Annotated in this window: 16 protein-coding genes and 1 other annotated feature; of the genes, 13 read left to right on the forward strand and 3 right to left on the reverse strand. The window is 51.1% G+C overall.

Annotated features, from left to right (window positions below):
• Positions 1-48: 48 nt before the first annotated feature.
• A complete protein-coding gene (locus tag WFJ73_RS00350) occupies positions 49-1,230 on the reverse strand; it encodes a M20 family metallopeptidase (RefSeq protein ID WP_336772097.1) in 1,182 nt (393 codons plus the stop codon).
• A gap of 104 nt (positions 1,231-1,334) precedes the next feature.
• Positions 1,335-2,162, reverse strand: coding sequence for an AraC family transcriptional regulator (locus WFJ73_RS00355; RefSeq protein WP_336770932.1), 828 nt, complete (start codon positions 2,160-2,162; stop codon positions 1,335-1,337).
• Positions 2,163-2,288: 126 nt separating this feature from the next.
• Here WFJ73_RS00355 and WFJ73_RS00360 point away from each other — a divergent pair, with 126 nt between their 5' ends.
• From WFJ73_RS00360 to phoU, 7 genes are all read left to right on the forward strand, one after another.
• A complete protein-coding gene (locus WFJ73_RS00360) occupies positions 2,289-4,364 on the forward strand; it encodes a beta-galactosidase (RefSeq protein ID WP_336770934.1) in 2,076 nt (691 codons plus the stop codon).
• Between the two features lie 68 nt (positions 4,365-4,432).
• Positions 4,433-4,661: a binding site (T-box leader), on the forward strand.
• Positions 4,662-4,721: 60 nt separating this feature from the next.
• Positions 4,722-5,981, forward strand: coding sequence for a tyrosine--tRNA ligase (tyrS, locus tag WFJ73_RS00365; protein ID WP_336770936.1), 1,260 nt, complete (start codon positions 4,722-4,724; stop codon positions 5,979-5,981).
• A gap of 218 nt (positions 5,982-6,199) precedes the next feature.
• Positions 6,200-6,748 (forward strand): Gmad2 immunoglobulin-like domain-containing protein, encoded by a 549-nt coding sequence (locus WFJ73_RS00370; RefSeq protein ID WP_336770938.1) that lies wholly within the window; start codon positions 6,200-6,202, stop codon positions 6,746-6,748.
• A gap of 443 nt (positions 6,749-7,191) precedes the next feature.
• On the forward strand, positions 7,192-9,384 hold the full coding sequence (locus WFJ73_RS00375) for a hypothetical protein (protein WP_336770939.1): 2,193 nt from the start codon (positions 7,192-7,194) through the stop codon (positions 9,382-9,384).
• 191 nt (positions 9,385-9,575) lie between these two features.
• On the forward strand, positions 9,576-10,715 hold the full coding sequence (locus tag WFJ73_RS00380; protein ID WP_336770941.1) for a methyl-accepting chemotaxis protein: 1,140 nt from the start codon (positions 9,576-9,578) through the stop codon (positions 10,713-10,715).
• A gap of 206 nt (positions 10,716-10,921) precedes the next feature.
• Positions 10,922-11,695 (forward strand): phosphate ABC transporter ATP-binding protein PstB, encoded by a 774-nt coding sequence (pstB, locus tag WFJ73_RS00385; RefSeq protein WP_116393773.1) that lies wholly within the window; start codon positions 10,922-10,924, stop codon positions 11,693-11,695.
• A gap of 23 nt (positions 11,696-11,718) precedes the next feature.
• The gene (phoU, locus tag WFJ73_RS00390; protein WP_041614094.1) at positions 11,719-12,390 is read left to right on the forward strand and encodes a phosphate signaling complex protein PhoU; all 672 of its coding nucleotides are present in this window, start codon (positions 11,719-11,721) and stop codon (positions 12,388-12,390) included.
• A 58-nt stretch (positions 12,391-12,448) separates the two neighbouring features.
• On the opposite strand, the gene WFJ73_RS00395 is transcribed toward phoU, so the two are convergent.
• On the reverse strand, positions 12,449-13,651 hold the full coding sequence (locus tag WFJ73_RS00395; protein WP_336770945.1) for a HupE/UreJ family protein: 1,203 nt from the start codon (positions 13,649-13,651) through the stop codon (positions 12,449-12,451).
• A gap of 326 nt (positions 13,652-13,977) precedes the next feature.
• On the opposite strand from WFJ73_RS00395, the gene WFJ73_RS00400 reads away from it, so the two are divergent.
• The 6 genes from WFJ73_RS00400 to WFJ73_RS00425 all read left to right on the forward strand — a co-directional run bounded on the left by WFJ73_RS00400 (position 13,978) and on the right by WFJ73_RS00425 (position 26,844).
• On the forward strand, positions 13,978-21,057 hold the full coding sequence (locus WFJ73_RS00400; RefSeq protein WP_336770947.1) for an S-layer homology domain-containing protein: 7,080 nt from the start codon (positions 13,978-13,980) through the stop codon (positions 21,055-21,057).
• 129 nt (positions 21,058-21,186) lie between these two features.
• Entirely contained in the window at positions 21,187-23,859 is a 2,673-nt protein-coding gene (gene polA, locus WFJ73_RS00405) for a DNA polymerase I (protein WP_336770948.1), read from the forward strand.
• Positions 23,860-23,957: 98 nt separating this feature from the next.
• A complete protein-coding gene (gene mutM, locus WFJ73_RS00410) occupies positions 23,958-24,821 on the forward strand; it encodes a DNA-formamidopyrimidine glycosylase (RefSeq protein WP_336770949.1) in 864 nt (287 codons plus the stop codon).
• A 113-nt stretch (positions 24,822-24,934) separates the two neighbouring features.
• Complete coding sequence (ytaF, locus tag WFJ73_RS00415; protein WP_336770951.1) at positions 24,935-25,639, forward strand: sporulation membrane protein YtaF; 705 nt, start codon at positions 24,935-24,937, stop codon at positions 25,637-25,639.
• Positions 25,640-25,684: 45 nt separating this feature from the next.
• A complete protein-coding gene (coaE, locus tag WFJ73_RS00420) occupies positions 25,685-26,281 on the forward strand; it encodes a dephospho-CoA kinase (RefSeq protein WP_336770952.1) in 597 nt (198 codons plus the stop codon).
• A complete protein-coding gene (locus WFJ73_RS00425; RefSeq protein WP_015843144.1) occupies positions 26,278-26,844 on the forward strand; it encodes a lytic transglycosylase domain-containing protein in 567 nt (188 codons plus the stop codon). The genes coaE and WFJ73_RS00425 overlap by 4 nt, the downstream gene beginning before the upstream one ends.
• Positions 26,845-26,880: the final 36 nt, after the last annotated feature.

Raw genomic sequence — 26,880 nt, forward strand, 5'->3', positions numbered from 1 at the left:
CTCAGGCGAAGAGAAGCCTTTCATGAAAGTATGTTCAGAATGTTGCGGTTATTTCCGGGTTCTGAGCTCAAATTCCTCGCGAATCCGTGCAAGCAGGGCGGGATCGGCAACCACGTCATAAGCGGTCGTCGCCAGTGTCTTGGCGGCAAAAATCATCCGCTCGAGCGCGCGCTCCGTCATCGCCGCGTCACGGAATTCCGCGGTGTGGAGGAGGAAACGCTCCTCCACGATTTTGACGTAAGGATGAATCGCAGGACAGCGAACGGATACATTGCCCAAATCCAGCGAGCCGTGATCCTTTCCGGTCTCGATCTCCTCTTGCTTCACGCCTAGCGCAAGCAGATTGGCGGTAAAGCATTCGGACAAAGCCTCATTCGTAAGCAGCTCGTCATAGGAAAATTCATAATTGCTCATCTCCAGCCTGCAGCCGGTCTGCAGAGCGGCACCTTCGGCGCAGCGGCGAACCTTTTCGGCGAGCTCATTCGTGTAAGCCCGGGAAGCGGAGCGGACATAAAACTGGGCGGAAGCGTAGTCGGGAATAACGTTAGGCGCTTTGCCGCCGTTATCGATAATGCCATGTATGCGGGCATCGCTCCGGGTTTGCTGGCGCAGAGCGTTAACGCTGTTGAACAGCTGCAGAACCGCATCAAGGGCATTAATGCCTTCGTAAGGGCTTGCCGCCGCATGGGCGGGCTTGCCGAAATATTCGAACCGGATCGCGTCAAGCGCAAGCGAATCGCCGGAACTCTCAAACGTATAATAAGGATGGGCCATCAGCGCGAAGTCGCAGTCGTCGAACAGACCGGCTTCGGACATCGGCACCTTGGCGCCCTTGGTTTCTTCGGCAGGCGTGCCATAGACGCGGATCGTCCCGCCAAATTGATCCATCACTGCCTTTAGCCCAACAGCCGCCGCAATCCCCATCGTGCAGATGAGATGATGGCCGCAGGCATGTCCGATTTCCGGCAGAGCGTCATATTCGCATAGAAAAGCAACGGTTGGACCCGGCTTGCCGGTCGTATAGGTTCCGATAAACGCGGTTGGAATGCCAAGCGTTCTCCGTTCAACCGAGAAGCCTTGTCTTTCCAGCTCTTCGATTAACATGGCCGCGGATTTGAACTCCTGGTGGCCCAATTCCGGATTGGCGCCAATCGTTCGCGAGATTTGTTTGAATGAGTCCGCATGGGATTCAATGGTGTCAATTACGAGTTGTTTGTTGCTGCTTGTCATGGACATGGACAAGCCTCCTTCTATCAAGCTTCATCCCTATCATTATAACCGAAATGCCGCATGATTGCCTTCTAGTACCGGTCAATAAAGAATCCTTCCCAACCTTAATGAATGCCGTGCATCTTCTTGAATTGTTCCGGACTCATGCCCTCAAGCCTTTTGAAGACGGTGCTGAAATAGCTGGCGCTGTCGAAGCCTACCTTCGCCGCAATCTCTTGCATTTTATGTTCCCGGCCGAGAAACATCAGTTCTTTGCTGCGGTTAATCCGTTCCCGGTTTACGTATTCCATCGGACGCATGCCCATCAGCTGCTTGAACAAGCGGCACAAATATTGCGGAGTAACGCCGATGCGCGAAGACAAATCCTGTATCGTCATGACGCTGTCGATATGCTCCTCGATATAGCGGATGACGGGGTTGAGCCGCATGTAATATTGCTCTGCGGATTGGGTGCTGACCTGCACGACCTTCATCAAATCGAGCAGGAACAGATACAATAGCTTCGAGCATTCAAGGCCGAGAAAAGGAAGTCCAGACTCCGCCATGGCGGAAATGCCGCGCAGATGGGCAACGATCATTTCGCTGTCGGTAACGGAGTACAGACCGGGTTCCTTGATGCCGGCTTGGCCAAGCAAGTCCTTGGCAAGGCTGCCGCCAAAGCTGATGAAATAAACATCCCAAGGGTCCCGGACCGCGTAATAACGGTGGGGAACGCCGGGGAATAAACAAAACCCCTGACCGGGCTTTACGGTATAGCTCTCGTCACCGATCCAAAGCTCGCCTTCGCCGCCCGTGGACTGAAGCCATTGATAATGCGGAAAGCCCTGCTGCCGGTCGATCGTCTCCTGGTTATTCCAGTGCCCGATAATGTCCACGTAGATAGGGAGCTTGCGGTCGGAATCGGCAAGAATCGGAAATACCAATTTATCCATAATGGAGTCACTTCCAGTTTCATATATTTAAAGTGATGTGAATATAATGTGATTTTATTGGATCTGAAAGCGTATTACAATATTAATATCGTAATAGACATTATACTTGTATGGAGGTTAACACCGATGACCTTGAAGTTCCCGCCAATCAGCCCTAAATTCCCGCAAATGCTCCATGGAGCGGATTATAACCCTGACCAATGGCTTGATTATCCTCATGTTCTGGAAGAAGATATCCGCCTGATGAAGCTGTCGAGCAGCAACGTGATGTCTGTCGGCATTTTCTCTTGGGCAGCTTATGAGCCTGAAGAAGGCGTATATACGTTTGAATGGATGGACCAGCTGCTTGACCGTTTCGCGGCGAACGGCATTTATGCCTTGCTTGCCACGCCAAGCGGCGCAAGACCGGCTTGGATGTCGGAGAAATATCCGGAGGTTCTCCGCGTAGAGGAGAACGGAATCCGCAATATGCACGGCGCGCGCCATAACCATTGCTTCTCCTCGCCGGTATACCGCGCGAAGGTGAAGGAGATGAACGGCAAGCTGGCAGAGCGTTATTCGCAGCATCCGGCCGTAATCGGCTGGCATATCTCCAACGAATACAGCGGCGAATGCCACTGCAACTACTGTAGAGAAGCTTTCCAGAACTGGCTGGAGAAGCGCTACGGCACGATTGAAGCGTTGAACCACGCATGGTGGACAACCTTCTGGGCTCACAAATATACAAGCTTCAGCCAGATCGATACGCCAACCTACCGCGGGGAAAAAGCGGTACACGGCATGAACGTGGACTGGAGAAGATTCGTAACCGATCAAACGGTAGATTTCTGCCGCAACGAAATGGAGCCGCTTCGCGAGATTAATCCGGACCTGCCGATTACAACCAACTTCATGCTGGACTTTGAGCCGCTGAACTACTGGAAATTCTCCGAGCTTCTGGACGTAATCTCATGGGATGCTTATCCGACCTGGCATGACGCGAAGGATCAAAGCGAGCTTGCGGCGTGGATCGGCTTCAACCATGACGTATTCCGTTCGCTCAAAGGCGGCAAGCCGTTTATGCTGATGGAGAGCACGCCAAGCATGACGAACTGGCAGCCAATCAGCAAGCTGAAGAAACCGGGCATGCATCTTCTGGCTTCCCTGCAGGCGGTTGCCCACGGCTCGGATACGGTTCAATATTTCCAATGGCGCAAGAGCCGCGGCTCCAGCGAGAAGCTGCACGGCGCTGTCGTAGACCATGTTGGCCATGAGAATACCCGCGTTTTCAAGGATGTTACGGATGTTGGCCAGGCGCTTGAGAAGCTGCAAGAGGTAGTTGGCACTTCGGTTAAGCCTCAGGTCGCGCTTATCAATGACTGGGAGAACCGCTGGGCGGTGAAGGATTCGCAAGGGCCGCGCAACGGCGGTATCCATTACGAAGAAACGTTGAAACGTCATTACCGTCCATTGTGGGATATGGGCGTGCCAGTCGACATTATTGATTCGGAATGCGCATTTGATTCTTACAAGCTGCTGATTGCGCCAATGCTGTATATGGTTCGTCCTGGCGTTGGCGAGCGCATTGAGGAATTCGTTAAGAATGGCGGTACGTTTGTTGCGACGTACTGGTCGGGTATCGTTAACGAAAGCGATCTCTGCTTCCTGGATGGCTTCCCTGGACCGCTCCGCAAGACGCTTGGCATCTGGTCCGAGGAGATTGACTCCCTGCATGACGGGGAAAAGAACAGCGTTGTGATGACGGAAGGCAACAAGCTGGGGCTTGTTGGCTCCTATGATGCAATTGAACTCTGCGACCTGATTCATCTGGAAGGCGCGGAAGCTTTGGCCGTGTACGGCGACGACTTCTACGCAGGCCGTCCGGCACTGACGGTGAACCAGCTTGGCGAAGGCAAAGCTTATTATGTCGCTTCCCGCAATACCGAGCCGTTCTTCACCGATTTCTTCAAGAAGCTGGTCGAGCAGGAAGGACTTAAGCGCGTCGTTGAGACGGAGCTTCCGCAAGGCGTTACGGCTCAATTGCGTTCCGACGGCGAGTTTGATTATGTATTCGTGCTGAATTTCAGCGAGTCGGCGCAGCAAGTGAAGCTTGACGAGCAGGAGTACGAGGATGTTCTTGCCGGCGGCAAGGCGGGCAATGAGCTTGAGCTTCCGCTTAACGGAGTGCGAATTCTGAAAAGAAAAGCAAGCTTCCACTCCTAAGCCGGATGCGAGCGAAAGGCGATTGACATTTATTGCGCCATTCTCTATAATTTCTGTAACTTGATATAACTTATGCGGCGAAAGAGCGCAGTAGCGGCTTAATCCCTGTCCTAGAAAGCCGGGGGGCGATGGAACCCGGCACACATTAAGTCCCGCGAAATACACTCTGGAGCATCCCGGGTAATGCCGGGCGGTTACGGCGAACGATATCTCGCCTAGAGCGGTATGAAGATTAGCCTTGCGCTAGGCGGCTTCATGCAAGTTGGGTGGTACCACGGTAAACGAATCGTCCCTATGTCTATTTAGACATAGGGGCGTTTTTTTGTTTTTAACACGACTGAAAAGGAGAGCTAAACAATGAACATTATTGATGAACTGGAATGGCGCGACGCCATTAACCAACAGACCGACGCGGAGGGACTGCGGGAATTGACAAACGAGAAGGCCGTCTCGCTCTATTGCGGAGTGGATCCGACGGGAGACAGCATGCATATCGGCCACTTGATCCCGTTTATGGTGCTTAAGCGGTTCCAGCTGGCGGGCCACCGTCCGGTTATTCTGATCGGGGGAGCGACCGGTACGATTGGCGACCCAAGCGGCCGCACATCCGAGCGCTCTTTGCAGACGCTGGAACAGATTCAGGCGAATGTGGAAGCGCTTGGCGCGCAGCTTCGCAAGCTGTTCCTCACCGAAGGCGATAACAATATTCGTATGGTCAACAACTATGACTGGACGCATAAGATCAATGTCATCGAGTTCCTTCGCGACTACGGCAAAAACTTCAGCATCAACACGATGCTGGCGAAGGATGTCGTATCGAGCCGGCTTGAGAGCGGCATTTCGTTTACGGAGTTCTCGTACCAAATTTTGCAATCGCTCGACTTCCTGCATTTGTTCCGGGAAGAGGATGTACAGCTTCAAATCGGGGGCTCCGACCAATGGGGCAATATCACGAGCGGCCTTGACCTCATTCGCAAGAAGGAAGGCAGCGAATCGAAGGCGTTTGGCCTTACGATTCCGCTTATGCTGAAGGCTGACGGAACGAAGTTCGGCAAAACGGCGGGCGGCGCCATCTGGCTTGACCCGGAGAAGACAACTCCTTACGAGTTCTACCAGTTCTGGGCTAACACGGACGACCGTGACGTCGTTAAATACTTGAAATACTTCACGTTCCTCTCGAAGGAAGAGATTGAAGACTTGGCCGAGAAAGTGGCTACGGAGCCGCATAAACGCGAAGCTCAGAAGAAGCTTGCCGAAGAGATGACGCGCTTCGTTCATAGCGAAGAGCTGCTGCAGCAAGCGCTGCGCATTACGGCTGCGTTGTTCAGCGGGGATATCAAATCGCTGAGCGCAGACGAAATCGAGCAAGGCTTCAAGGAAATGCCGACATTCGAGTCGACGAATGAAGCGAAGAACATCGTTGATTGGCTGGTTGACCTTGGCATTGAGCCTTCCAAGCGTCAAGCACGGGAGGATATTACGAACGGTGCCATCTCCATGAACGGCGAGCGCGTAACCGACCTTACGCTCGAGGTGTCCTCGGAACACGCGATTGGAGGACGATTTATCATTATCCGTAAGGGCAAGAAGAAATACAGTCTGGTGAAGATGGCTTAAGGCTGATTGAAATAACAACCCCTGCTTCTACCCCGTTTGGGAAGAGGCAGGGGTATTTTTATTTTTGCCGATCAGATTCGTTGCAGTAATAGGCATGTCAGGCACGCTTGTCCACATAGAATGGAATATAGCAGGTAGGCGAATTCTTGAGATGGGGTGTAGACATGCTTCGAGGATATAAAGGGTTTTTGGTTGGATTAATAATGGGAGGTCTGCTCATGACAGCTTTTCCGTCCATGGCGGCTACGAATACGAATAAGACGGAATATACATTGAGAGAAGCGGCATACCCAATCGAAGTTAACGGCTCGGTCTATACCGGGGAGGGATTGCCTGTCCTCACTTACAAAGGCAACACTTACGTTCCGCTCCGGGCGATGGCGGATATGCTGGGTGCCTCCGTGGCCTGGAACGAGAAGCTGGGCAAGGTCGTCATTTCCTCGGGAGCCGCAATCGCCCCATGCAATAATGCGTTTTGCGATGTGTTGGTCACCGGCTCGGGCGGACATTACACTGTGACCGGAAAAGGCAGAGTGTTCGAAGGGGTTATGCAATACGCGGTGGAGGACGGGCATGATTATTTGCTCGAAGGCCATCAGCAGCTGGATGAGGGGGCGCCTGCCTGGTCTCCGTTCTCGCTCAAGATCACGATTCCGCCAGAGCAGCTGCCTGCGAACGGGACGCTCACGCTTGAGCTTTTCGAAAACAGCGCGAAGGATGGGTCTCAAATCAACGTGTTAAGCATCCCATTGGAAACGTTCCGGTAAACGCTCGAGATGTATGGCTGCTCTAAAACAGCCTCATTCGAACGGGACGGCAAGCAAAGCGCATGATGCGTTTAAGCTTGCCGTTTTTTTGTTGCCCCCGCCAGAAAATGATGCTTCCGCACTATCTTTTAATCGATGGAAATAAAAATCTATAAAATTAGTCCTCCTGTTTATAATATTAAATATAATAAATAGGTAGAAAAGGAGCGGAATTTCGCGAACTAGTTCGAAATTGGTCGTTTTTATCTAAAACCGGTAAAGTATTATGTCGAATTGTTCGCTCTGGATGTAATAATGAAATATTGATTATATCCAATATTTATATTAATATGTGGGGCAAGAACTACTTGTTGTACTTTCTGATTTCCGAATCATCTTAATGACCTTCGTAACCAAATGAAAAAGACAGGCCGAACGAACGGTTCGGCTGCAAAGGAGGCATCATGCGAGTGGGGAAACAGCATGAACGCGCCGAATGGACGGGATTTCAGGAATCTCGTCCTTATGGGCCGAAGTATGATCTTAGAACGGATTTTGTCATGGTGTACGGGTTGTCGGATAAGCTGGAGGAACGAATCGAGGGCTGGAGGAAAGCCGGCTATACGATTCATCTCATGACCGGCGTCTCGTGGGGCGAGTACCAGGATTATTTATACGAGAAATTCGACGGAAGAAATCACTGGGACGAAGCCCAAATGGACCGGTTCGGCAACTATATTCAGCATGGGAAAGACGTGCCGTATATGGACCCGACAATCGCTTTCTCCGAATATTTGGCCACTTATATCAAGAAGGCGATTGACTGCGGCGTTGAAGCGATCCATCTGGAGGAACCGGAATACTGGGCGGCGTCGGGTTATTCCGAGGCGTTCAAGCGCGAGTGGCTGACCTATTACGGGGAGCCGTGGAAGGCTCCTCACTTATCGCCGGACGCGCAATACCGGGCTTCGAAGCTGAAGGCGTATCTGTATTACCGTGCGCTTGACCGGCTTTGCGCGCAGATGAAGGAATACGCGCTTGTTACGTATAACCGCCAGGTTCGGTTCTATGTTCCTACTCATAGCTTGATTAACTACACGCAATGGCGCATTATCAGCCCGGAGGCGCTGCTTGTGTCGATGCCATCCTGCGACGGATTTATCGCGCAGATCTGGACGGGTACGGCTAGAACGCCTAACGTATACCGGGGCATCCGGCGGGAGCGTACCTTCGAGACGGCATTCCTGGAATACGGCGTCATGCAGGAGCTGACCCGCGGTACGGGAAGGGACATGTGGTTCCTTCACGATCCGATCGAGGATAATCCCCGCTATAGCTGGAGCGATTACCGTTATAACTACCGCGCGACGGTTGTCGCTTCCCTGCTTCATCCCGGCGTATCGAAGTTTGAGGTTTGTCCTTGGCCGTGGAGGGTATTCACGCGCGGCTATCCGACGGAGGACGGCACAGGCAAGGAAGGAATACCGGCGAGCTACAAGACCGTTCTGCTTACGGTGATGAACGTGCTCCGAGATCTTCATCATCATGAGGAAGAGCAGACTGATGTCTATACAAGCGGCATCGGACTGCTTTTGTCCAATTCGGCTATGTACCAGCGAGGTGATGTTCTACCGGGAGAGTCGGAAATCTCGGCAGGCAAAAAAGAAGGCGGCGTGACAACGTCGGATATGCTGTCACCGGAACAACGGGAGCTGCTCGATTTCTCGGCCTTTTACGGGCTGGCGCTGCCGCTTGTGAAGCATGGTGTTCCGCTCCGTCCGGTGCAGCTGGATAATGCGCTGACCTTCCCTGGGTATCTTGATGACTACAAAGTGCTGCTGCTCAGCTATGAGTTCATGAAGCCTGAGAATGCCGGCCTGCATCAAGCTATTGCGGGATGGGTCAGAGACGGCGGCGTGCTTGTCTACGTTGGCGACGGATCGGATACTTTCCACAATGTAAGCGAATGGTGGAACCGGGAAGGAAGCCGCCGCTCTTACGAGCGTCCGGACCAGCATCTGTTCGAAACGCTTGGGTTAGCAGCCAATCAGGAGGATGGCGAGTATGCTTACGGGGACGGATTTGTTCTCGTGCGACGCGTGCATCCGGCTGCTCTATCGCGTACCAGCGAAGGCGCTGATTCCGTCCGGGATTGCGTGAAGCTGGCGCTGAAGCTTAGAGGCGAAGCGGATGCTTACCGGGAAAGCGGAATTCTCCGCATCAAGCGCGGTCCTTATGTCATTGCGCAAGCTCTGGATGAGAGCAGCGTTACCGATGGCAGTACACTTGAAGGAAGATTTATCGACCTGTTCGAGGACGACCTTCCGATTGTCCGTAACGTGGAGCTAAAGCCGGGCGACAATTGCTTGTTATACGATTTGGAAGCTGCGCGGACATCCGACGACCAAGCGGCCAAGGTTCTGGTCAGCTCTTCGCGTATCGAAGACGTAACGGCAACCGCGAAGACGATTGCGTTCCGCTCGGAGAGCCCATCGGATATGACGGTCAGCATTCGTTTGCTTGCCGCTTCGGCTCCGAAGGCGGTAACGGCGGATGGACTTAAGGCGGATTATGCCTATGATGAAGCTTCAGGAACTTTGCTTATCCGTCACTCAGGCAAGCCGGAAGGCGTATGGGTGGAAGCGGCCTGGAACTAAAGAGATAAGTTTAACAAATAACGGCGCATAGATGCGCCGTTATTTTTTTCTGGCCATATGCGGCTTGCTTCGACAATAAACCGGTATTTTTCGATACTTTTTACGCTGCGAAAACATTTCTATGAAATGGAATTGATGCTTAAGCCCTATAGTAGGGCTAAAGGAGTCCACAGAGAGAAAGGTGAGAGACTATGACCATTGCTGTATTGGATCGTCAACCGCAAGAGAAACAAGTTGAAGCTGCTGCCCCAACCTCAACCCGCCTGCTGGAGTACATTCGCAAGGCGCCGGTTATTGCAGCCTCCTGTTCCTGCAAAGATACTATTGCGTTATTTAAGCAATATCCCGACAGTGAATGCGTAGTTATAGCCGGCGAGGGGATAGAAAAGGACAAGCCGGTTGGTCTTATGATGCGTAATCAATTTTTTATGCGGCTCAGCCAGAGGTTTGGCGTAGATCTGTATTATGAAAAGCCGATATCGGAGTTGATGGATTCATCCCCGTTAATCGTTGATCAATCTTATTCCCCGCAACAATTAATCGATAATGCTCTAAAACGTGACGATAGTGTTCTATATAACTGCGTAATTGTAACCGGAGAGGAACGGATTGTCGGGATATTGACCGTATCGGATCTGCTTCGGATGTCCAGGCAGCTTCAGCAGGAAGCGGTGGACGGACAGGTGAAGACAATCAACAGCGTTGGTGGCCGGATGAAAGAAATCGACGAAGCCGTAAGCTCGGTGCGTCAATCGGCCTTGCAAGGGAAGCAGATTTCCGCAGATATGGTGGATCTGACGTTAAGCGGCAAAAATCAGTTGGACAAGGTGACCGCAGCCTTCGGGAAGCTTGCCGCGAATTCGATGCAGCAGGAGCAGCGGATGAATGAGCTGCAGTCTGAAGCGGGCTCCATCAGCCATGTCTCCAAACTGATCAAGGAGCTGGCGGAGCAGAGCAACCTGCTTGCCATTAACGCTTCCATCGAAGCGGCGCGCGCAGGCGAGCATGGCAGAGGCTTCGCCGTAGTAGCCGGCGAGGTGATGAAGCTGGCCAGCGAGACGAAGCGTTCCGCCGAGGCGATTACGACGCTGACGAAGACGATTGTCGCGGCGATTGAACAGACCGCTTCGCTTGCGCGCGAAGGCAGGGAAGAAGCCGTAGTCAGCGAATCGTGCGTTCAAGAGGCAGGCAGCGTGTTCAGTCACCTGTTCCAGGCGTCGGCGAACAGCAAGAACAGCACGGAGCAAATTGGCAAGCTGTCGGAGCAGGCTTATCAGCAGACGGTACATGTCTCCAAGGAGATCGATAAGCTTCTGGGGTCCTATTTTTAACACGGAATTTACAAAACAACAATACCCGATTTACAAACGGCTAGTAGGATAGATACGTCAGAGAAAAAAACGAAATTTACGATTATCCAATAGGTTACCCATTATACTCACGGTTATGATTCGAAATGAATGGCCAAGCCTCAGTATGAAACTCGTTCATCTGGGGCTGCTGTTCATTATCCATGTATATACGGAGGAGAACGATCATGCAAACTTTATTGCAGACGCAACCCTTAATTAACATTAACAAATTGAATTTGTATTACGGAGCTTTCCATGCTTTGAAGGATGTATCGCTCACGATTCCGGAGAAAGCGATCACCGCGTTTATCGGACCTTCCGGCTGTGGCAAATCGACGCTGCTCCGGACGCTTAACCGGATGAACGACATGATCCCGGGAACAAGAATCGAAGGGAGCATCGCGATTGGCGGAACGGAAATCTACTCTAGCGATGTAGATGTCGAGACGCTTCGCAAGAAGGTTGGCATGGTGTTCCAGCAGCCGAATCCTTTTCCGAAATCCATCTACGACAACGTAGCCTACGGTCCGCGCCTCCATGGCATTACGAACAAGAAGCAGCTGGACGAGATTGTCGAGACAAGTCTGAAGTCGGCTGTACTGTGGGATGAAGTAAAGGATTATTTGAAGCGCTCCGCGCTTAGCCTCTCCGGCGGCCAACAGCAGCGTCTTTGTATTGCCCGTGCGATTGCCGTTAATCCGGATGTTCTGCTTATGGACGAGGCGACTTCGGCGCTTGACCCGATCTCCACGCTGAAGATTGAAGAATTGGCGCAAGAGCTGAAAGACCGTTATACGATTGTCATGGTTACGCATAACATGCATCAAGCGGCTCGTGTTTCCAATCAAACGGTATTTTTCTTGAACGGCGAGGTTGTGGAGTTCTCGGAGACGGAGAAGTTGTTCTCCAATCCAAGCGACCAGCGTACGGAAGACTACATTAGCGGACGTTTCGGCTAACACAAGGGGGAAGTGTACAAATGATGACGACAAGAAAAGAGTTTGACCACGGCTTGGAGCAGCTTCATAATCTGCTCGTTGAAATGGGAACGTTCGTGGAGGAAGCGCTTGTTGATTCGATGAAGGCGCTGAGCGGCACGGATACGGAAAAGGCAAGAGCGATTATCAACAATGACCAGCATTTGAACAATCTGGAGGACAAGATTACCGATCTTGGCTCTAAATTGATTGCAACGCAGCAGCCGGTTGCGAAGGATCTTCGCCGGATTCTGGCTGCGTTCAAGATTGCATCCGATCTCGAGAGAATGGGCGATCTTTGCGTAAACATCGCGAAGTTTGTTATCCGTCTCGAAGGCCAGCCGCTTATCAAGCCATTGATCGACTTGCCGCGTATGGCGGAAATCGTGCAGACGATGACGTACGAATCGATTCAATCCTTTGTGCAGGAAAACGTGGATCTGGCTTACAAGCTGGCAACGGAGGACGATCAGGTCGATGCGCTTTGCGCCCAAATCTCGCGCGAGCTGCTATCGCTTATGATGGAGAACCCGCGCAATATCTCGCAGGCAACGGTTCTGAACTTCGTAGCCCGCAATATCGAGCGGATTGGCGACCATGCGACCAACATCGGCGAAAGCGTCGTGTACCTCGTAACGAACAAGCGTCCTGATTTGAACACGCAGCATAGTATTTAAGAAGTTGAAAAAAGCCTGTTATCCGAGTGACTCGGGTAACAGGCTTTCTTATCGCTAATTACAGAAGGCGCTCATATAACCAGAAAGCGCCGGCCGCGGCGATTAGGATCGATGCGGCTTGTACGGTCCGGAAGTAACCTTTATAACGCTGTGCATACCGGATTACAGGGACGGCCAAGGCGATCAAGCAAAGCTGGATGACCTCAATCCCGATGTTGAAGCTTGCCAAGTCTATAGCTACGTACGGTTTAGGGATGTCCATACCAAGCAAGATATCGGCAAAGCCCATGCCATGAATCAGGCCAAAGGCGAAGGTGACAAGCCAACGGAAACGAACTTTTTTGAAGAAAATATTTTCGATTGCTACGTACACAATGCTAAAGGCGATGACCGATTCGATAAAAGTCGAAGGAAAATGAAGAACATTCAAATACGTCAATGTCAGCGTGATGCTGTGGGCAATCGTAAATGCTGTAATGGTGGCTGCATACTGCTTAAAGGTTTGTCTGCCTAACAGGAGGGCGAGCAAGAATAGCAAATGGTCGTAACCGCCCAAGATATGATGCATGCCAAGCTTGAAGAAAGAGAGCCAGGCGGAATCCTTCAGGCTAAAAACAGATTTAGCTGCAGATTCCTGGGTTGCCTCGGGTTGCGATTGTGCGGTATTTGCCGCAGCGGCTGACGAAGAATCTGATGCTGGTCCTTGTCCTTGTTCGACCTGCGGTTCCGTATGAATCATCGTCCAATCGCGGTCCTTACCCGTTAGGATAGCCTGACTAACATCAGAGCCGCTTTTAGCGACAAGCAGGTTTGCGTAATTCGTATTGCCGTCATTGTAATAAAGGCCGTCGTTCAAATGAACGGTTTCGCCGTAAGGGACAGCCGGGTAAATAAAATGAACGGTGACATAGGTCATGTCGTTCTTCTTCGAAAACTCAATGCCGGCATCTTTCCCTGCCTGATCCTGCTGTCCGACTTCGAGATACATGGAATCCTCTATAAAATGAATGATCGTTGCCTGATTAGCCGTCAACTCATTCTGATCAAGCTTGCCGTCTCCGTTTGTATCCACATCAACCTTCTCCAACACGGATAATTCGTCAAGAGAGAAATCCAGCTTGGTCTGGTCCTTCTCAAACGTAATCTCGGTATAGCTTGCACTAAGCGGGTGAGCGCTAGCTATTCCCGGCATCGTCATAAGCGGAAAAGACATGAACAAAAGCGACATAATTAACCGCTTACTTCTTGAAATTTTGTTCAATAAAACAACCCCCAGATGTAGCTATGATTAATTAAAATTATAGGTCTGAAGGAAAAGTCATGTCAATTAAATTGACCTAAATAAATTTAAAGTTTACATATACTTAACATAAAACAAGGAATTTGTTTACAGCTCGAAATTTCAATGGTTATATTTAATAAAACTACATCAAACGTTGATTTAGAGTTTACATTGTAATGTTAAATTCAGGTGTGGTTTCGACAAAAAGTGCAGGAAGGTGATCGAGGGTCGTTCATGATTGGGTTTTTGCGGTTGTTCAAGAGGAAAGTGAAATTTGAACATTTGTTCAAATAGGAGAGTGACATATGTTTAAGTCTTTGTCAAGCAAAAAGAAGAAATGGACAAGCATGCTCCTGCTTGCTTCGATGTCAGCAGGAATAGTGTCCAGTGTTGGTGTTCCCAAGGTACAAGCAGCAACCGGGATAGCCGACCACGTGGTAATCAGCCAGGTGTATGGAGCAGGCGGGAACTCGGGCTCCGTATATGTGAGCGATTTTATCGAGCTGTACAACCCGACCAATTCGGATGTTTCGCTTAATAACTGGTCAGTGCAATACGGAAGTGCGGGAGGTTCGTCGGCTTTGACGAGCAAAACCAATCTTTCAGGTACCATCCATGCTCATGGTTATTATTTAATTCAAGGCTCGAGAGGTACAACTGCGTCTGCCGAATTACCTACCCCTGATGCCTCCGGAACTATTTCGATGGCGGCTGGCAGCGGCAAGGTTGCCCTGGTCAGTTCTACAGTATCGATTCAAGGTACTCCTGCAGGGGACATCGGGCAATTAAACGATCCGACGATAGTTGATTTCGTCGGATATGGTGATGCCAATCAATTTGAAACAGCAAAAACACCTATTATATCGGCAACAACAGCGGCTATCCGCAAAGCTTCCTCTACGGATACAACAGGAACAACAGGTTCAGGTTCAGGTTACGACACGAATGATAACTCTGCCGATTTTATCGTAGTGGCTCCTAATCCAAGAAACTCTGCTTCACCGCTTGAAGCTCCGCCATCTGACGGCGGAAGCGAGCAACCGGCTAGTTCAAAAGCTTCTGGCAAGGATATTCAACTGCTCTCCGGTACTTTGACCGGATACGCTGGTGCAGTTGCATCAAGCTCCACTGTACGTATTTATACAACGGATACTCATACGCTGATTACTTCAACAACATCCCAAGCAGACGGTACGTTTGAGGCGGTTGTTGGTACGGCAGCTTCGGTAATTGTTACGGTACATGAGACGGGCAAAACCGAAAGCGTTGACCTGACCATTAATGAAGCTGCAAAATCGCCTGCCGTTACGGTGAACGGTTATGTGGTTGACAGCTCGAATGTTGGGACGGTTACCGGCACAGCCGGAGCGGGCGGTGCTATTATTTCCGTTTATTCGGATGAAGCAATGACGAATAAGCTGTCGACAACTGGCGGTGCCCAATCGGTAACGGCTAACGGCGACAAATCGTTTAGCTTCGCGCTTAATAATGCTCCTGCTGCGGTCTATGTGACGCAACAAATCAATACCGCAAACGGAAGAGGACTTGAAAGCGATGCGGTTAAGGCAGAAAGCCTGGATACTTCAGGCGTAACGCCGATCAGCACATTGCGTCAGGTTGATTCTACAGGATCACCTGTCTACAAGAATCAGACGTTTACCATTGAAGGCGTGGCAACAGCCGCGAACAATATCCTGGGAGCAAATACATACTATGTCCAGGATGGTACAGGAGGAGTTAATGTATACGGAAGCACAACCTCCGGGTTGACGATCGCTCAGGGTGACCGTCTCCGTTTGACAGGGACGCTTATCTTCTACAACGGTTTATCCGAATTCCAGCCATCTGCAGTAGAACGGTTGGGGGAAGGCGCTGATCTGCCGGCTCCGGTTGAGACAACGGCATCGAGCTTAACCAATTACAGCTCGGCTGAGCCGCTGGAAGGAAAGCTCGTCACTCTTACGGCGACGGTAACCTCGCAAACGGCTTCCGGTACAAACTATAACATGACGGTACAGGATCCAGCTGACACAAGCAAAACAATTACTGTTCGCGTCATGTCGACAACCGGAATTGATGTTTCGTCCTCCATGCAAGTAGGCAAGACGTACGTAATTACAGGATTAGTAGGGCAATATGACAGCAGCAGTCCATATACGACGGGCTATCAGCTGTTCCCTCGCTCTGCAGCGGACATTGTTCCTACGCTTTCGATCACGCATACGCCTATCCAACAAACGTATATCAATGTTGATGTCAACATTGAAGCAAGCGTGGACGGGGCGACTTCGGTTAAGCTGTACTACCGCAAAGCGGGAACGACCGAATATACGGCTGTTCCAATGACATTGACAAGCGGCAGCTCGTATACCGGTACAATTTCGAAGGACGCGATCGGCAGCTCCAACTTCGAGTACTATATCGAAGCCGCTTCCGCTGTAGCGACCAAAACTTCAGGCTCGGCAGCATCACCTTATGCCGTGACCTTGATTTCGGATGCGGAAGGTCCGGAATATACAGGAGCTGTGCCTGAACAGGATTACCGGGTGGAAACTTATCGTCCTTCGATCGCAATCGAGCTGGATGATTTGAGCGGCGTTGATATGAATACGATCAGTCTGGCTCTGGACGGAGCAGACGTTACGCCTTCCATTACGAAAACTCCTGCATCGGCAGCGAATCAGCATGTGAAGGTAACGTATACGCCTGCAACAGATCTTGTACTTGGCACTCATACGTTAAAGATTACCTCTAAAGATGCTGTTGGCAACGCAAGCTCCTTCGAATGGTCGTTTATTGTCAGCGAGCCATTTACGGGCGGCAATCATTACCGCGGAACTACGCATAACCATACGAATATTTCGCATGACGGCACAGGCGCGCCGGAAGATGCCCTGAAGGCCGCTCAGAAATACGGCTACGACTGGTTTGCTTTCTCCGACCACTCCCATGATATCGATGCGCCGGCATCGGGTACATTCACCGACACGGTGAAGAACGAGGGCGGCATGGAGGAAAGAACAGGCGGTGCGGATTGGCAGCTGACGAAGACTCTTTCCAAGGAATATACGAAAAATAACGAATTTGTCGTATTCCCGGCATTTGAGATGACCTCGACTTCATGGGGACACTCCAATGTATTTGGTACGGAAAACTTTATTGACCGCAAAGAAAACGGCGGTATTTACAATACCGATGTGAATCAGTATTACGCGTGGGTATTGACCCATGACGAAGCGGTAGCTCAATTCAACCATCCAAACGATCCGAAAGGCTCCTTCAATAATATGAAGCCTAACGTGGAAGCGGAAAAGCTGTTTACGATGTTTGAAGTCGGCAACGGTTCGGGCCACTACTCGTACGCAAATGCGGAACAGACTTATTTTGGCGCGCTTGATCTTGGCTGGAAGGTAGCTCCGACCTATGGGGAAGACAACCATGACGGCACATGGGGCCAAACGATGAAACGCACGATTATCGTATCGAAGGATCTGTCGCCGGAATCGCTTCTTGATTCGATGCGGAAGAGACGCGTGTACATGGTCGAAGATCCTAATATGACACTGGATTTTATGGCTAACGGCACTTATATGGGCGGCGTTGCCGAGGGTTCCAAGCTGAACTTCAGCGTAAAAGGCAATGACACGGTTACGGAATCCCGTTCCATGGCCGAATATAATTATTTGCCTGCTAATTATGTGTCGAATGACAATATCGCGAAGGTTGAACTGATCTCGAACGGCGGCAAAGTAATCGATTCGTATGTACCGACGGAGAGCTCGAAGTCGTTCACATGGGAGCCATCGGTTGAAGTATCGGGCGGCCAGCAATGGTACATGGTCCGCGTAACGCAAATGGACGGCGAGCGTGCCTATTCGGCTCCGATCTGGTCGCAGGATACGGCAGTAGATGTCAAAATCTCTGCAGCCGAAGTTGAAGGCGCTGCTCTGATCCAAGGAACGGAAGCGTCGCTAAAAGCAGATATCAGCAATACGGGTACTAGCGCGCTTACTAACCTGTCGTTGAAATTCTACTACGACAACATGGATGAAGCGAATTTGATCGGCAAAAGCACCATTGATTCGCTTGCGAGCAATACGATCGCTTCGGTAACGGTGAAATGGCCGGATCCTGTTGTTGGTAATCACAAGCTGATTGCAGTTTTATCCTCGCCTGAAGGAGATAACCCGGCAGACAATACCTATACGATTGATGTTACGGTAAAAGCTCCGCTTGGCATTAAAATCATGATTGATGCCGGCCACAAGAACGAGAATACTTCCGGAGACCCTAGCAGCACCTATAAAAACAAAATGGGCTTGTTCAAGCAAATGCTTGCGCAGGAAGGCTACACCGTTGCGGAAAATACTTCGGCTTTAACTGCGGAAGTGCTGTCGGGGGTTAAAGTGCTTGTGGTAACCAACCCTAACGTAGATTTCACGGCAGACGAGAATGCTGCGGTCAAAACCTTTGTCGACGGCGGCGGTTCCTTGTTCATGCTCGGCAAAAGCAACTTCAGCCTCGACCCAACTTTGAACAATGATTTGCTGGAGTCGATTGGTTCAACGATACAGATCTCCAGTGACGGTATTTTTGACGATTCCGCTACAGGGAACTACTGGTCAACGCCAGCTACAACAAAACACGCGGTGAAGATGTTCCCTAATATTGTAGACAACGGCATTATGGACGGTGTGAACTGGCTGGAATACTATAGCGGCTCAAGCTTGTTCAAGCTTGGCGGCGGTCCGCTGACGAATAGCGATTCCGTATCGATTCTCGCCGGCGGTAACGAAACGACTTACCAAGGCAATGTGAAGTCACCGACTTATACGTATGACGTCGTGTCCGATGCAACTGGCGGCTCGGCTATTCCGGCTATCGTTTCAGAAGTTCTGCCTAACAACAGCCGTATCGTGGTTACAGGCATGAACGTCGTAAACGACCTGGAGTGGGATAATACGTACGGCGACTATGGCAACAATGATTTTGGCCTGAATGCAATTAACTGGCTGGCGGGACGGGGAGCAGCCGTTTCGGATATTGGCTCAGCACGCGCTTTGCAAGACGGTACGGATGTAGTTGTTCAAGGCGTGGTTACTACAGGTGCTGGCGTGTTCTTTGATGCCTTCTACGTGCAGGACGCAACAGGCGGCATTATGGCGTTTAAAGAGGTTCCGGACGGCTCGCTCAAAGTTGGCGATACCGTTCGCGTTCACGGTAAGATTAAAACCTTCGAGAACAATAAAGAGCTGGAGTTCAACTCTTTCGCGAAGGATGTCGTTGTCGTTAAACATGGCACGGCTCTTACGCCAAGATCAATAGCAACCGGCGATGCAAGTCTTCCGGCAAATCAAGGCCTGCTAGTCAAAGTAAAGGGATATGTCACGAAAAAATATGATGACAACTCCTATATCATCAATGACGGCAGCGGAGAAATTCTGGTCTTCACGGACGGTTATATCGTTAATCAGTCCGGTCCGGTTCCAACAGCGGCAATCGGTGAACAGCTTGAGGTAGTTGGCTTGCTCGGCGGCTTTTCGGATGGCGTAAGGATTCGTGTACGCGATACGAAGGAACTGAAGGTGAGCACAGATGAAGGTATGCGCGGTTTGACCGATCTGACAATTAAAGACCAGGATAATCATACTATTGCGCTTACGCCAACATTTGATATGCAGCGTATGACGTACGATGCAACAGTGAGCACTTCGGTGACACAGCTGTCCATTGCGGCAACCCCATTGCTTGAAGGAGCAACGGTTACCTTTGAAGGCGTAACTTCCACTTCGGGCACAAACGCTATATTGGCAATGCCAGACAGCAAGACGTATATTGTTCAGCTGAGCGTTGAAAAAGGCGACTGGAAAGCCTCCTATATGCTTCAGATCAAACGTACCGATCCGAAGGACGTGTCCATCAAGAAGCTTCAAGTCTTTGATAACACGAACGAAGTAGACAAATCGCCGGTTGTTACTCCAGGCTTGAAGAACTATTCGGTAGAAGTGGAGAGCAACGTAAAACAATTGCTGTTATCCGCTACTCCAACGGATATGTACGCAAAAGTGACCATTACCGGCGGTGTTCAGGATCCGAATGAACCGATTAAGGCTATGTTCAACATCCCGGACAAAACAACCGTATTTACCATTACGGTCACTTCATCTGACGGAACAACGAGCGACACTTACGTCTTAACCGTCACGAAAAAGGATGCAACTGTTGTTACGCCTCCAACAAGCGGAAGTGGTGGCGGTGGCGGTACAACTACCCCTTCAAGCCCGCTTGAGGAAGCCTTGAACAATGCGAGTTCTTCCACGATTACCGTGAAGGTATCAGGTACAAGCTTTACCATCAGCGCGGCAGAACTTGCGAAGTTCCTGGCTCAGAACAAGGTAGAGACAATCGTCTTTGAATCGCAGTCAGGCTCGTATAGCATTAATCCGGGGCAATACGACTGGAGCAAGCTCGCTGGTTTACTTGGTCTTTCGTTGACCGACTTGCAGTTGAAGCTCGAAGTAGCAAACGACCAGACGGCAGCCGATTCTGCAGAAAAGACAGGTCTCGAAGTTCTGGGTTCGGCTAACTTTACGCTGAAGGCTGTGAAGAAGGATGGTCAAGAGATCGTTCTGAACGATCTTGGCCATTACATCAGACATACGGTTAAGCTTGGCAGCCAGCCAGCGGCCGGACATGTAGCGGTTGTCCGCGTTGATAGGGACGCGAATGGCAAAATCGTATACATGCCAGTACCGTTTACGGTCAACGGCTCCGAGATTTCCGTGATGAGCCGTACCGATGGGACCTTCCTGATCGTGCAGACAGACAAATCGTTTGACGACACGGCGACCCATTGGGCGAAAAAAGAAATTGATGCGCTCGCGAGCCTCCTGATTGTTGACGGAGTAGGCGATGGAACATTTGATCCGAACCGTTCCATCACGCGTGCCGAATTCACGGCGCTGGTCGTTCGCCTGTTTGGTCTTGCGACACCGGCTGCGGCAGGAAACAGCAAGTTTGGGGATGTTCAGGCGGATGATTGGTTTGCATCCGTTGTAGCTGCTGCAACTGGGGCCGGTCTTATCAATGGTTATGAAAATGGCGAATTTAGACCGGATCAGACGATTTCGCGCGAGGAAATGGCAGTCATTCTGTCTCGCGGTCTGGCGTTCGCAGGGGACAAAGGTGACGCAGCTGGCGCTGGGGCATTTACGGACCAAAGCGATATTCCGGCATGGGCAGCTGAAGCGATCAGCCAGCTTGCAGGCTTTGGCATTGTGAACGGCAAACCGGGCAACGAGTTTGACCCTGCCGGTGAAGCTACCCGCGCCGAAAGCGCGGCCATGCTGTATAGACTGTTGTCGATTCTGACGTTTACGAAATAAACGGAATTAGTTGAAGTGAACCGCCGAGGCGAATGCCTTGGCGGTTTTCTTTTTGACCGGCCGCGGGCGAGGAGATTGCTTCATAAATATGGTATGATAGAGGGTAGAACGATTAGGTGAGGTGTCGGAATGGACAAGTGGATATTAATTGATGGCAATAGTATCGCAAACCGTGCCTTTTATGCGATGCCGCCGCTTACGAATTCAGCAGGTTTACATACAAACGCGGTGTTTGGATTTACGACAATGCTGCTTAAATTGCTGGAAGACGAGAAGCCGACCCATGTGCTGGTTGCATTTGACGCGGGTAAAGTGGTGTTCCGCCATGAAGGCTATACCGAATATAAAGGCGGCCGCGCGAAAACGCCGTCGGAGCTGTCCGAGCAATTCCCGGTGATGAAGGATTTGCTTAAGGCGTTTGGCATTTCGCAGTTTGAGCTGTCCGGCTACGAAGCCGACGATATTATCGGTACGCTGACGCGCCTGGCCGATGAGCAGAAGGTTGAGACGCTGGTCGTTACGGGCGATAAGGATATGCTGCAGCTCGCTTCGGATAACGTTACCATCGCGATTACGCGCAAAGGGATCAGTGAGGTTGAGCATTTCTCACCGGCTGCTATTGAGGAAAGATACGGATTGAAGCCGATGCAGATCATTGACCTTAAGGGGTTGATGGGCGATACATCGGATAATATCCCGGGTATTCCGGGCGTAGGCGAGAAGACGGCGCTCAAGATGCTGCATGAGTTCGGCACGGTTGAGGAAGTGCTGGCGAATACGCACAGCCTCAAAGGCAAGATGAAAGAAAAGGTCGAGACGCATAAAGACGATGCGATCATGAGCAAAAAGCTGGCTACGATCTTCCGCGAGGTACCGCTTGAGCATAGCGCGGAGGATATCCGTTATGAAGGCTACCAGCCGGCAACACTTGCGGATGCGTTCCGCAAGCTGGAATTCAAGTCGCTTATCGAGCGGCTGGATTTGAATGGAGCAATTGCGGGAAGCAGCGAGTCGGCAGCTCCAGCTGTAGAGCTTAACATTGTAGTCATTGAATCCGATAATGACGGTGAAGCGCTGAAGGACATGCTGTCGGCATTGCAAAGTCCGGAGCATGGCTTGTATGTGGAAGCAATCGGCGAGAATCCTCACCAAGCGGAAGTATTGGGACTTGCCGCGGCAGTTGGGGATAAGGCATACGTTGTGCCCGTAGCGGCGCTTCAACAACCGTTCACAGCGGAGCTGCGGAAATGGTTGGAGGATGCGGACAAGCCTAAAAACGGTTTCGATACGCATAAGACGGAGCTTGCGCTTGGCTGGAGAGGAATCGAATGGCGCGGCGTAGCTTTTGACGTGCAGTTAGCCGCTTATCTGCTCGATCCGACCGATACGAACCTGACGCTAAATGCGTTATGCGACCGTTATGGCCAGTCTTCGGTGCCTCATGACGAAGCGGTGTATGGCAAAGGCGCCAAATTCAAAGTGCCGGACAACGAGACGTTGTATCGCCATCTGTCCGTGAAGGCGGATGCCGTCCGTAAGCTTACGGCTCTGATGCGCGCAGATCTTGAGAAGCGGGGCATGAACGAGCTGTATTTCGAGCTGGAACAGCCACTGTCTGTCGTGCTGGCCGGAATGGAGCGCCAAGGCATCAAGGTGGAAATAGCGGAGCTGCAGCGTCTCGGCAGCGAGCTGGAGAGCAAGCTGTCGGCAACCGTAAGCGAAATCTACCGCTTGGCTGAAATGGAGTTTAACATTGGCTCTCCTAAGCAGCTTGGCGAGGTATTGTTCGAAAAGCTGGGACTCCCCGCTCAGAAGAAGACGAAGACTGGCTATTCGACAGACGCGGAAGTATTGGAAAAGCTGGCTCCTTATCATGAGATCGTTCCGCTCATTCTGCATTACCGTACTTTGTCCAAGCTGCAGTCCACGTATATTGAAGGTCTACTGAAAGAGGTTCGTCCGGAAACAGGCAAAATTCATACGTATTACCGTCAAACCATTGCGGCAACGGGACGTCTCAGCAGCCAGTTCCCGAATCTGCAGAACATTCCGATCCGGCTTGAGGAAGGCCGTCAGATCCGCAAGGCGTTTGTACCGTCCGAGCCTGGCTGGTATGTCCTCGCTGCGGACTATTCGCAGATCGAGCTGCGCGTTCTCGCCCATATTTCCGGCGATGAGCGGCTTAAGGAAGCTTTTATCCACGATATGGATATCCACACGAAAACAGCGATGGACGTATTTGGCGTATCGGCTGATCAAGTGGATTCGAATATGCGCCGCTCGGCGAAGGCGGTTAACTTCGGTATCGTATACGGCATCAGCGATTTTGGTTTATCCCAGAACTTGAATATTACCCGTAAGGAAGCCGCGAAGTTTATTGAGCAGTATTTCGAGGTGTTCCAGGGCGTACGCAAGTATATGGACGATATTGTTATGCAAGCCCGTCGCGATGGCTTTGTGACAACCTTGCTGGAGCGCCGCCGTTATCTGCCGGATATTAAGGCCTCCAACTTCAATCTGCGCTCCTTCGCGGAGCGTACGGCGATGAATACGCCAATCCAGGGCACGGCAGCCGATATTATTAAGCTGGCGATGGTGCGCATGGATGAGACGCTCCGGGAACGCGGGCTGAAGAGCCGTATGCTGCTGCAGGTACATGACGAATTGGTATTCGAAGTGCCGGAGGAGGAGCTCGAGCTCATGAAGGAGCTTGTGCCTAGCACCATGGCCGGGGCGCTAAAGCTGGACGTACCTCTTAAGGCGGACGTGAACTACGGGGTCAACTGGTACGAGGCGAAGTAAGAAGCGGGCGAAAGTTTCGCCTAAGCAACGGGATTGACAAAACTATCCCGTCCCGCAGCCCATCCGAATCAGGTATAATGGGTTTGAGGTGAATAATAATGCCCGAATTGCCAGAGGTAGAAACGGTTAGAAGAACATTAATCGAATTAGTTGCAGGCAAGCGAATCGCTTCGGTAGAAGTGAAGCTGCCGCGTATCATACAACGCCCGGCTGAACCGGAGGCGTTCGAAAGGGCGCTAGCCGGACGGACGATCCAGACTGTTGAGCGGCGCGGAAAGTTTTTGAGAATCGTAATGGACGGTCTCGTGCTGGTCTCCCATCTTCGGATGGAAGGACGCTACGGCGTATTCCCAAGCGACGAGCCGGTTGAGCTTCATACGCATGTCTTGTTCCACTTCGATGACGGAACGGATCTGAGATATAAGGATGTACGCCAATTCGGCACGATGCATCTGTTCGAGCCGGGAACGGAATTCGAGATGAAGCCGCTAAGCAAGCTTGGTCTAGAGCCGCTGGAGAATGAGGCTTTTACGGCAGATGCCTTGAGAGGTTTGCTTGGAAAAAAATCAGGCCTAATTAAACCACTTCTTCTAAATCAGGAATATGTGGTGGGGCTTGGCAATATTTATGTGGATGAGGCATTGTTCTTGGCAGGCATTCATCCTGAGCGGACGGCCGATTCCTTGAAGAGGGCGGAATGGATCCGTCTTTATGAGGCCATTGTATCGACGCTTGCGAAGGCTGTTGCGGCAGGCGGTTCATCCATTAAATCCTACGTGAATGGGCAAGGCGAAATGGGGATGTTCCAGCACCAGCTCCTGGTGTACGGCAGGAAAGACGAGCCCTGCACAAGCTGCGGCAGATTAATCGAGAAATCGGTTGTGGGCGGAAGAGGCACGCATACCTGCGCGAGCTGCCAGCCTTTGCCTAAGGCACGTAAAAAGGCTGTCCCGCAGGTTTAATGCACCGTAACGATTTCCCCGCATATGCTATTGTTGTTACGAACAATAGGCGGATGTCTAGATAAGCGCGTTGGCGCAGCTAGAGACATCCGGTATGCGGGGAGGGCTGCGGGTTGTTCGCGCATTTTGCTTCTTTGCTGGTGCTTGCTTTTGCCGTCAGTGTGGACGGCTTCGGAGTAGGCGTGACATACGGATTGCGGCGAATAAGAATACCGCTCTTGTCGGTTGTCATTATCGCTTGTTGCTCAGGGTTGGTCATCTTTTTATCGATGATAGTGGGTTCATGGATTACGGGGTATTTGTCGCCTTTTGTGGCTAAGCTGATTGGAGCGGTTGTACTTGTCGGCATTGGCACTTGGGCGCTGCTGCAGCTTAGGCGGAGCAGCCGGGAAGCGGGAGCTGCCGAAGGCCAGGCCGAAGGAGATTCGGAACATCCGGCGGAGACTGATCAGGAGCAGATTGACCGTACGCATCCGGTTCTTGTCGTGATCGTTGAATTGAAGCGCCTGGGATTGGTTATACAAATATTGCGGACTCCGCAAGCCGCCGACGTGGATAAGTCGGGAACGATCTCCGCAGCCGAAGCGTTAATGCTTGGAGTAGCCTTGTCGTTTGACGCATTTGGCGCCGGAATCGGAGCGGCTATGATCGGATTATCTCCTTTACTAACACCTATTATGATTGCTGCGGCCAGTGCTTTATTTCTGCTTGGCGGGATGCGGTTTGGCTTCCGGTTCTCGAACTGGAAAGGCATGCAGGCGATATCGGTGCTGCCGGGCATTTTATTAATCATAATCGGCATTTTAAAGCTGTTATAAAGTCATAAGCAATACGCAGGAGTTACTTGAACGGGGTGAAAGCTAATGAAGATCGGTTTAACCGGCGGGATCGCTACCGGCAAAAGCACCGTGGCTGCCATGCTGGTAGAACGCGGTGCGATGCTGGTCGATGCCGATCAGGTTGCGAGAGAAGTTGTTATGCCCGGCGAACCGGCTTTAGAAGCGGTCGCCTCCGCGTTTGGACAAGCTGTTATACATACGGATGGAACATTGGACAGAAAGGCGCTTGGTAGCATCGTGTTCAATAACCGCGATTTGCTGGCGCAGCTTGAGAATATCCTTCATCCGGCAATACGTAACCGCATGCAGCAGCGGATAAGGCAGTATGAAGAGCAGAACCCACGGCAATTGGTCGTTGCGGATATCCCGCTTTTGTACGAGACGGGTCAAGAAAAGCTGTACGACGGGGTGATGGTCGTTTACGTTTCCCAGACGCTTCAGCTAAAAAGGCTGATGGAACGGAACGCAATCGCAGAAGAGGAAGCACGGAGACGCATTGGACTTCAAATGGATATTGAGCAGAAGAGAAGCCGCGCGGACTGGGTTATTGATAACGGCGGTTCGCTTGACGAGACTAGGCGGCAGGTGGACGATTTCTGGAAGAGCAAGGGTTTGCCATGAAGTGGTTGGTTCGGAAAAGAGTGCTTCTTATTCTGCTCATTGGCTTCATTGGCGTCTTATTTCTTAATTCTAATTGGCTTGCCCGGATGATGTATCCGATTCAATATAAAGAAGACATACGCGCAAGCGCATCGAATTACGGTGTTGATCCGCATCTGATTGCGGCAATTATCCGGACGGAAACGAATTATTCGACGGGACAAGTCTCCAAAAAAGGGGCGCTTGGCCTTATGCAGATTATGCCGGATACGGCTGACTGGATCGTGAAGCAGGCAGATTTCAACAATGTCACAAGAGATATGCTGCAGAATCGGCCGGATGTCAGTATCGAGGTAGGAGCATGGTATTTGCAGTCCTTGCACAAACAGTTCAAGCAGAATACAGTAGCCGTTATTGCGGCTTACAATGCCGGTCCCGGCAATGTGAAAAAGTGGCTGGATACGGGCAAATGGGATGGAAAGCTGGACACAACGGATCAAATTCCGTATGGGGAAACCCGTCACTATGTACAACGCGTTATTTATTATTATAATAAGTACAAAGATCTTTATCCTGTTATTTAACTTGGACAAGAAGAAGCCTTGGCTGTCCGCCGCTTC

Origin of the sequence: Paenibacillus sp. MMO-58 (genome assembly GCF_037146255.1) — a bacterium.
Classification (GTDB): Bacteria; Bacillota; Bacilli; order Paenibacillales; family Paenibacillaceae; genus Pristimantibacillus.

Coding starts and splice junctions, on each gene's coding strand:
- WFJ73_RS00350 (WP_336772097.1), bottom strand. CDS start 1,230: ATGACAAGCAGCAACAAACAACTCGTAATTGACACCATTGAATCCCAT.
- WFJ73_RS00355 (WP_336770932.1), bottom strand. CDS start 2,162: ATGGATAAATTGGTATTTCCGATTCTTGCCGATTCCGACCGCAAGCTC.
- WFJ73_RS00360 (WP_336770934.1), top strand. CDS start 2,289: ATGACCTTGAAGTTCCCGCCAATCAGCCCTAAATTCCCGCAAATGCTC.
- tyrS (WP_336770936.1), top strand. CDS start 4,722: ATGAACATTATTGATGAACTGGAATGGCGCGACGCCATTAACCAACAG.
- WFJ73_RS00370 (WP_336770938.1), top strand. CDS start 6,200: ATGACAGCTTTTCCGTCCATGGCGGCTACGAATACGAATAAGACGGAA.
- WFJ73_RS00375 (WP_336770939.1), top strand. CDS start 7,192: ATGCGAGTGGGGAAACAGCATGAACGCGCCGAATGGACGGGATTTCAG.
- WFJ73_RS00380 (WP_336770941.1), top strand. CDS start 9,576: ATGACCATTGCTGTATTGGATCGTCAACCGCAAGAGAAACAAGTTGAA.
- pstB (WP_116393773.1), top strand. CDS start 10,922: ATGCAAACTTTATTGCAGACGCAACCCTTAATTAACATTAACAAATTG.
- phoU (WP_041614094.1), top strand. CDS start 11,719: ATGACGACAAGAAAAGAGTTTGACCACGGCTTGGAGCAGCTTCATAAT.
- WFJ73_RS00400 (WP_336770947.1), top strand. CDS start 13,978: ATGTTTAAGTCTTTGTCAAGCAAAAAGAAGAAATGGACAAGCATGCTC.
- polA (WP_336770948.1), top strand. CDS start 21,187: ATGGACAAGTGGATATTAATTGATGGCAATAGTATCGCAAACCGTGCC.
- mutM (WP_336770949.1), top strand. CDS start 23,958: ATGCCCGAATTGCCAGAGGTAGAAACGGTTAGAAGAACATTAATCGAA.
- coaE (WP_336770952.1), top strand. CDS start 25,685: ATGAAGATCGGTTTAACCGGCGGGATCGCTACCGGCAAAAGCACCGTG.
- WFJ73_RS00425 (WP_015843144.1), top strand. CDS start 26,278: ATGAAGTGGTTGGTTCGGAAAAGAGTGCTTCTTATTCTGCTCATTGGC.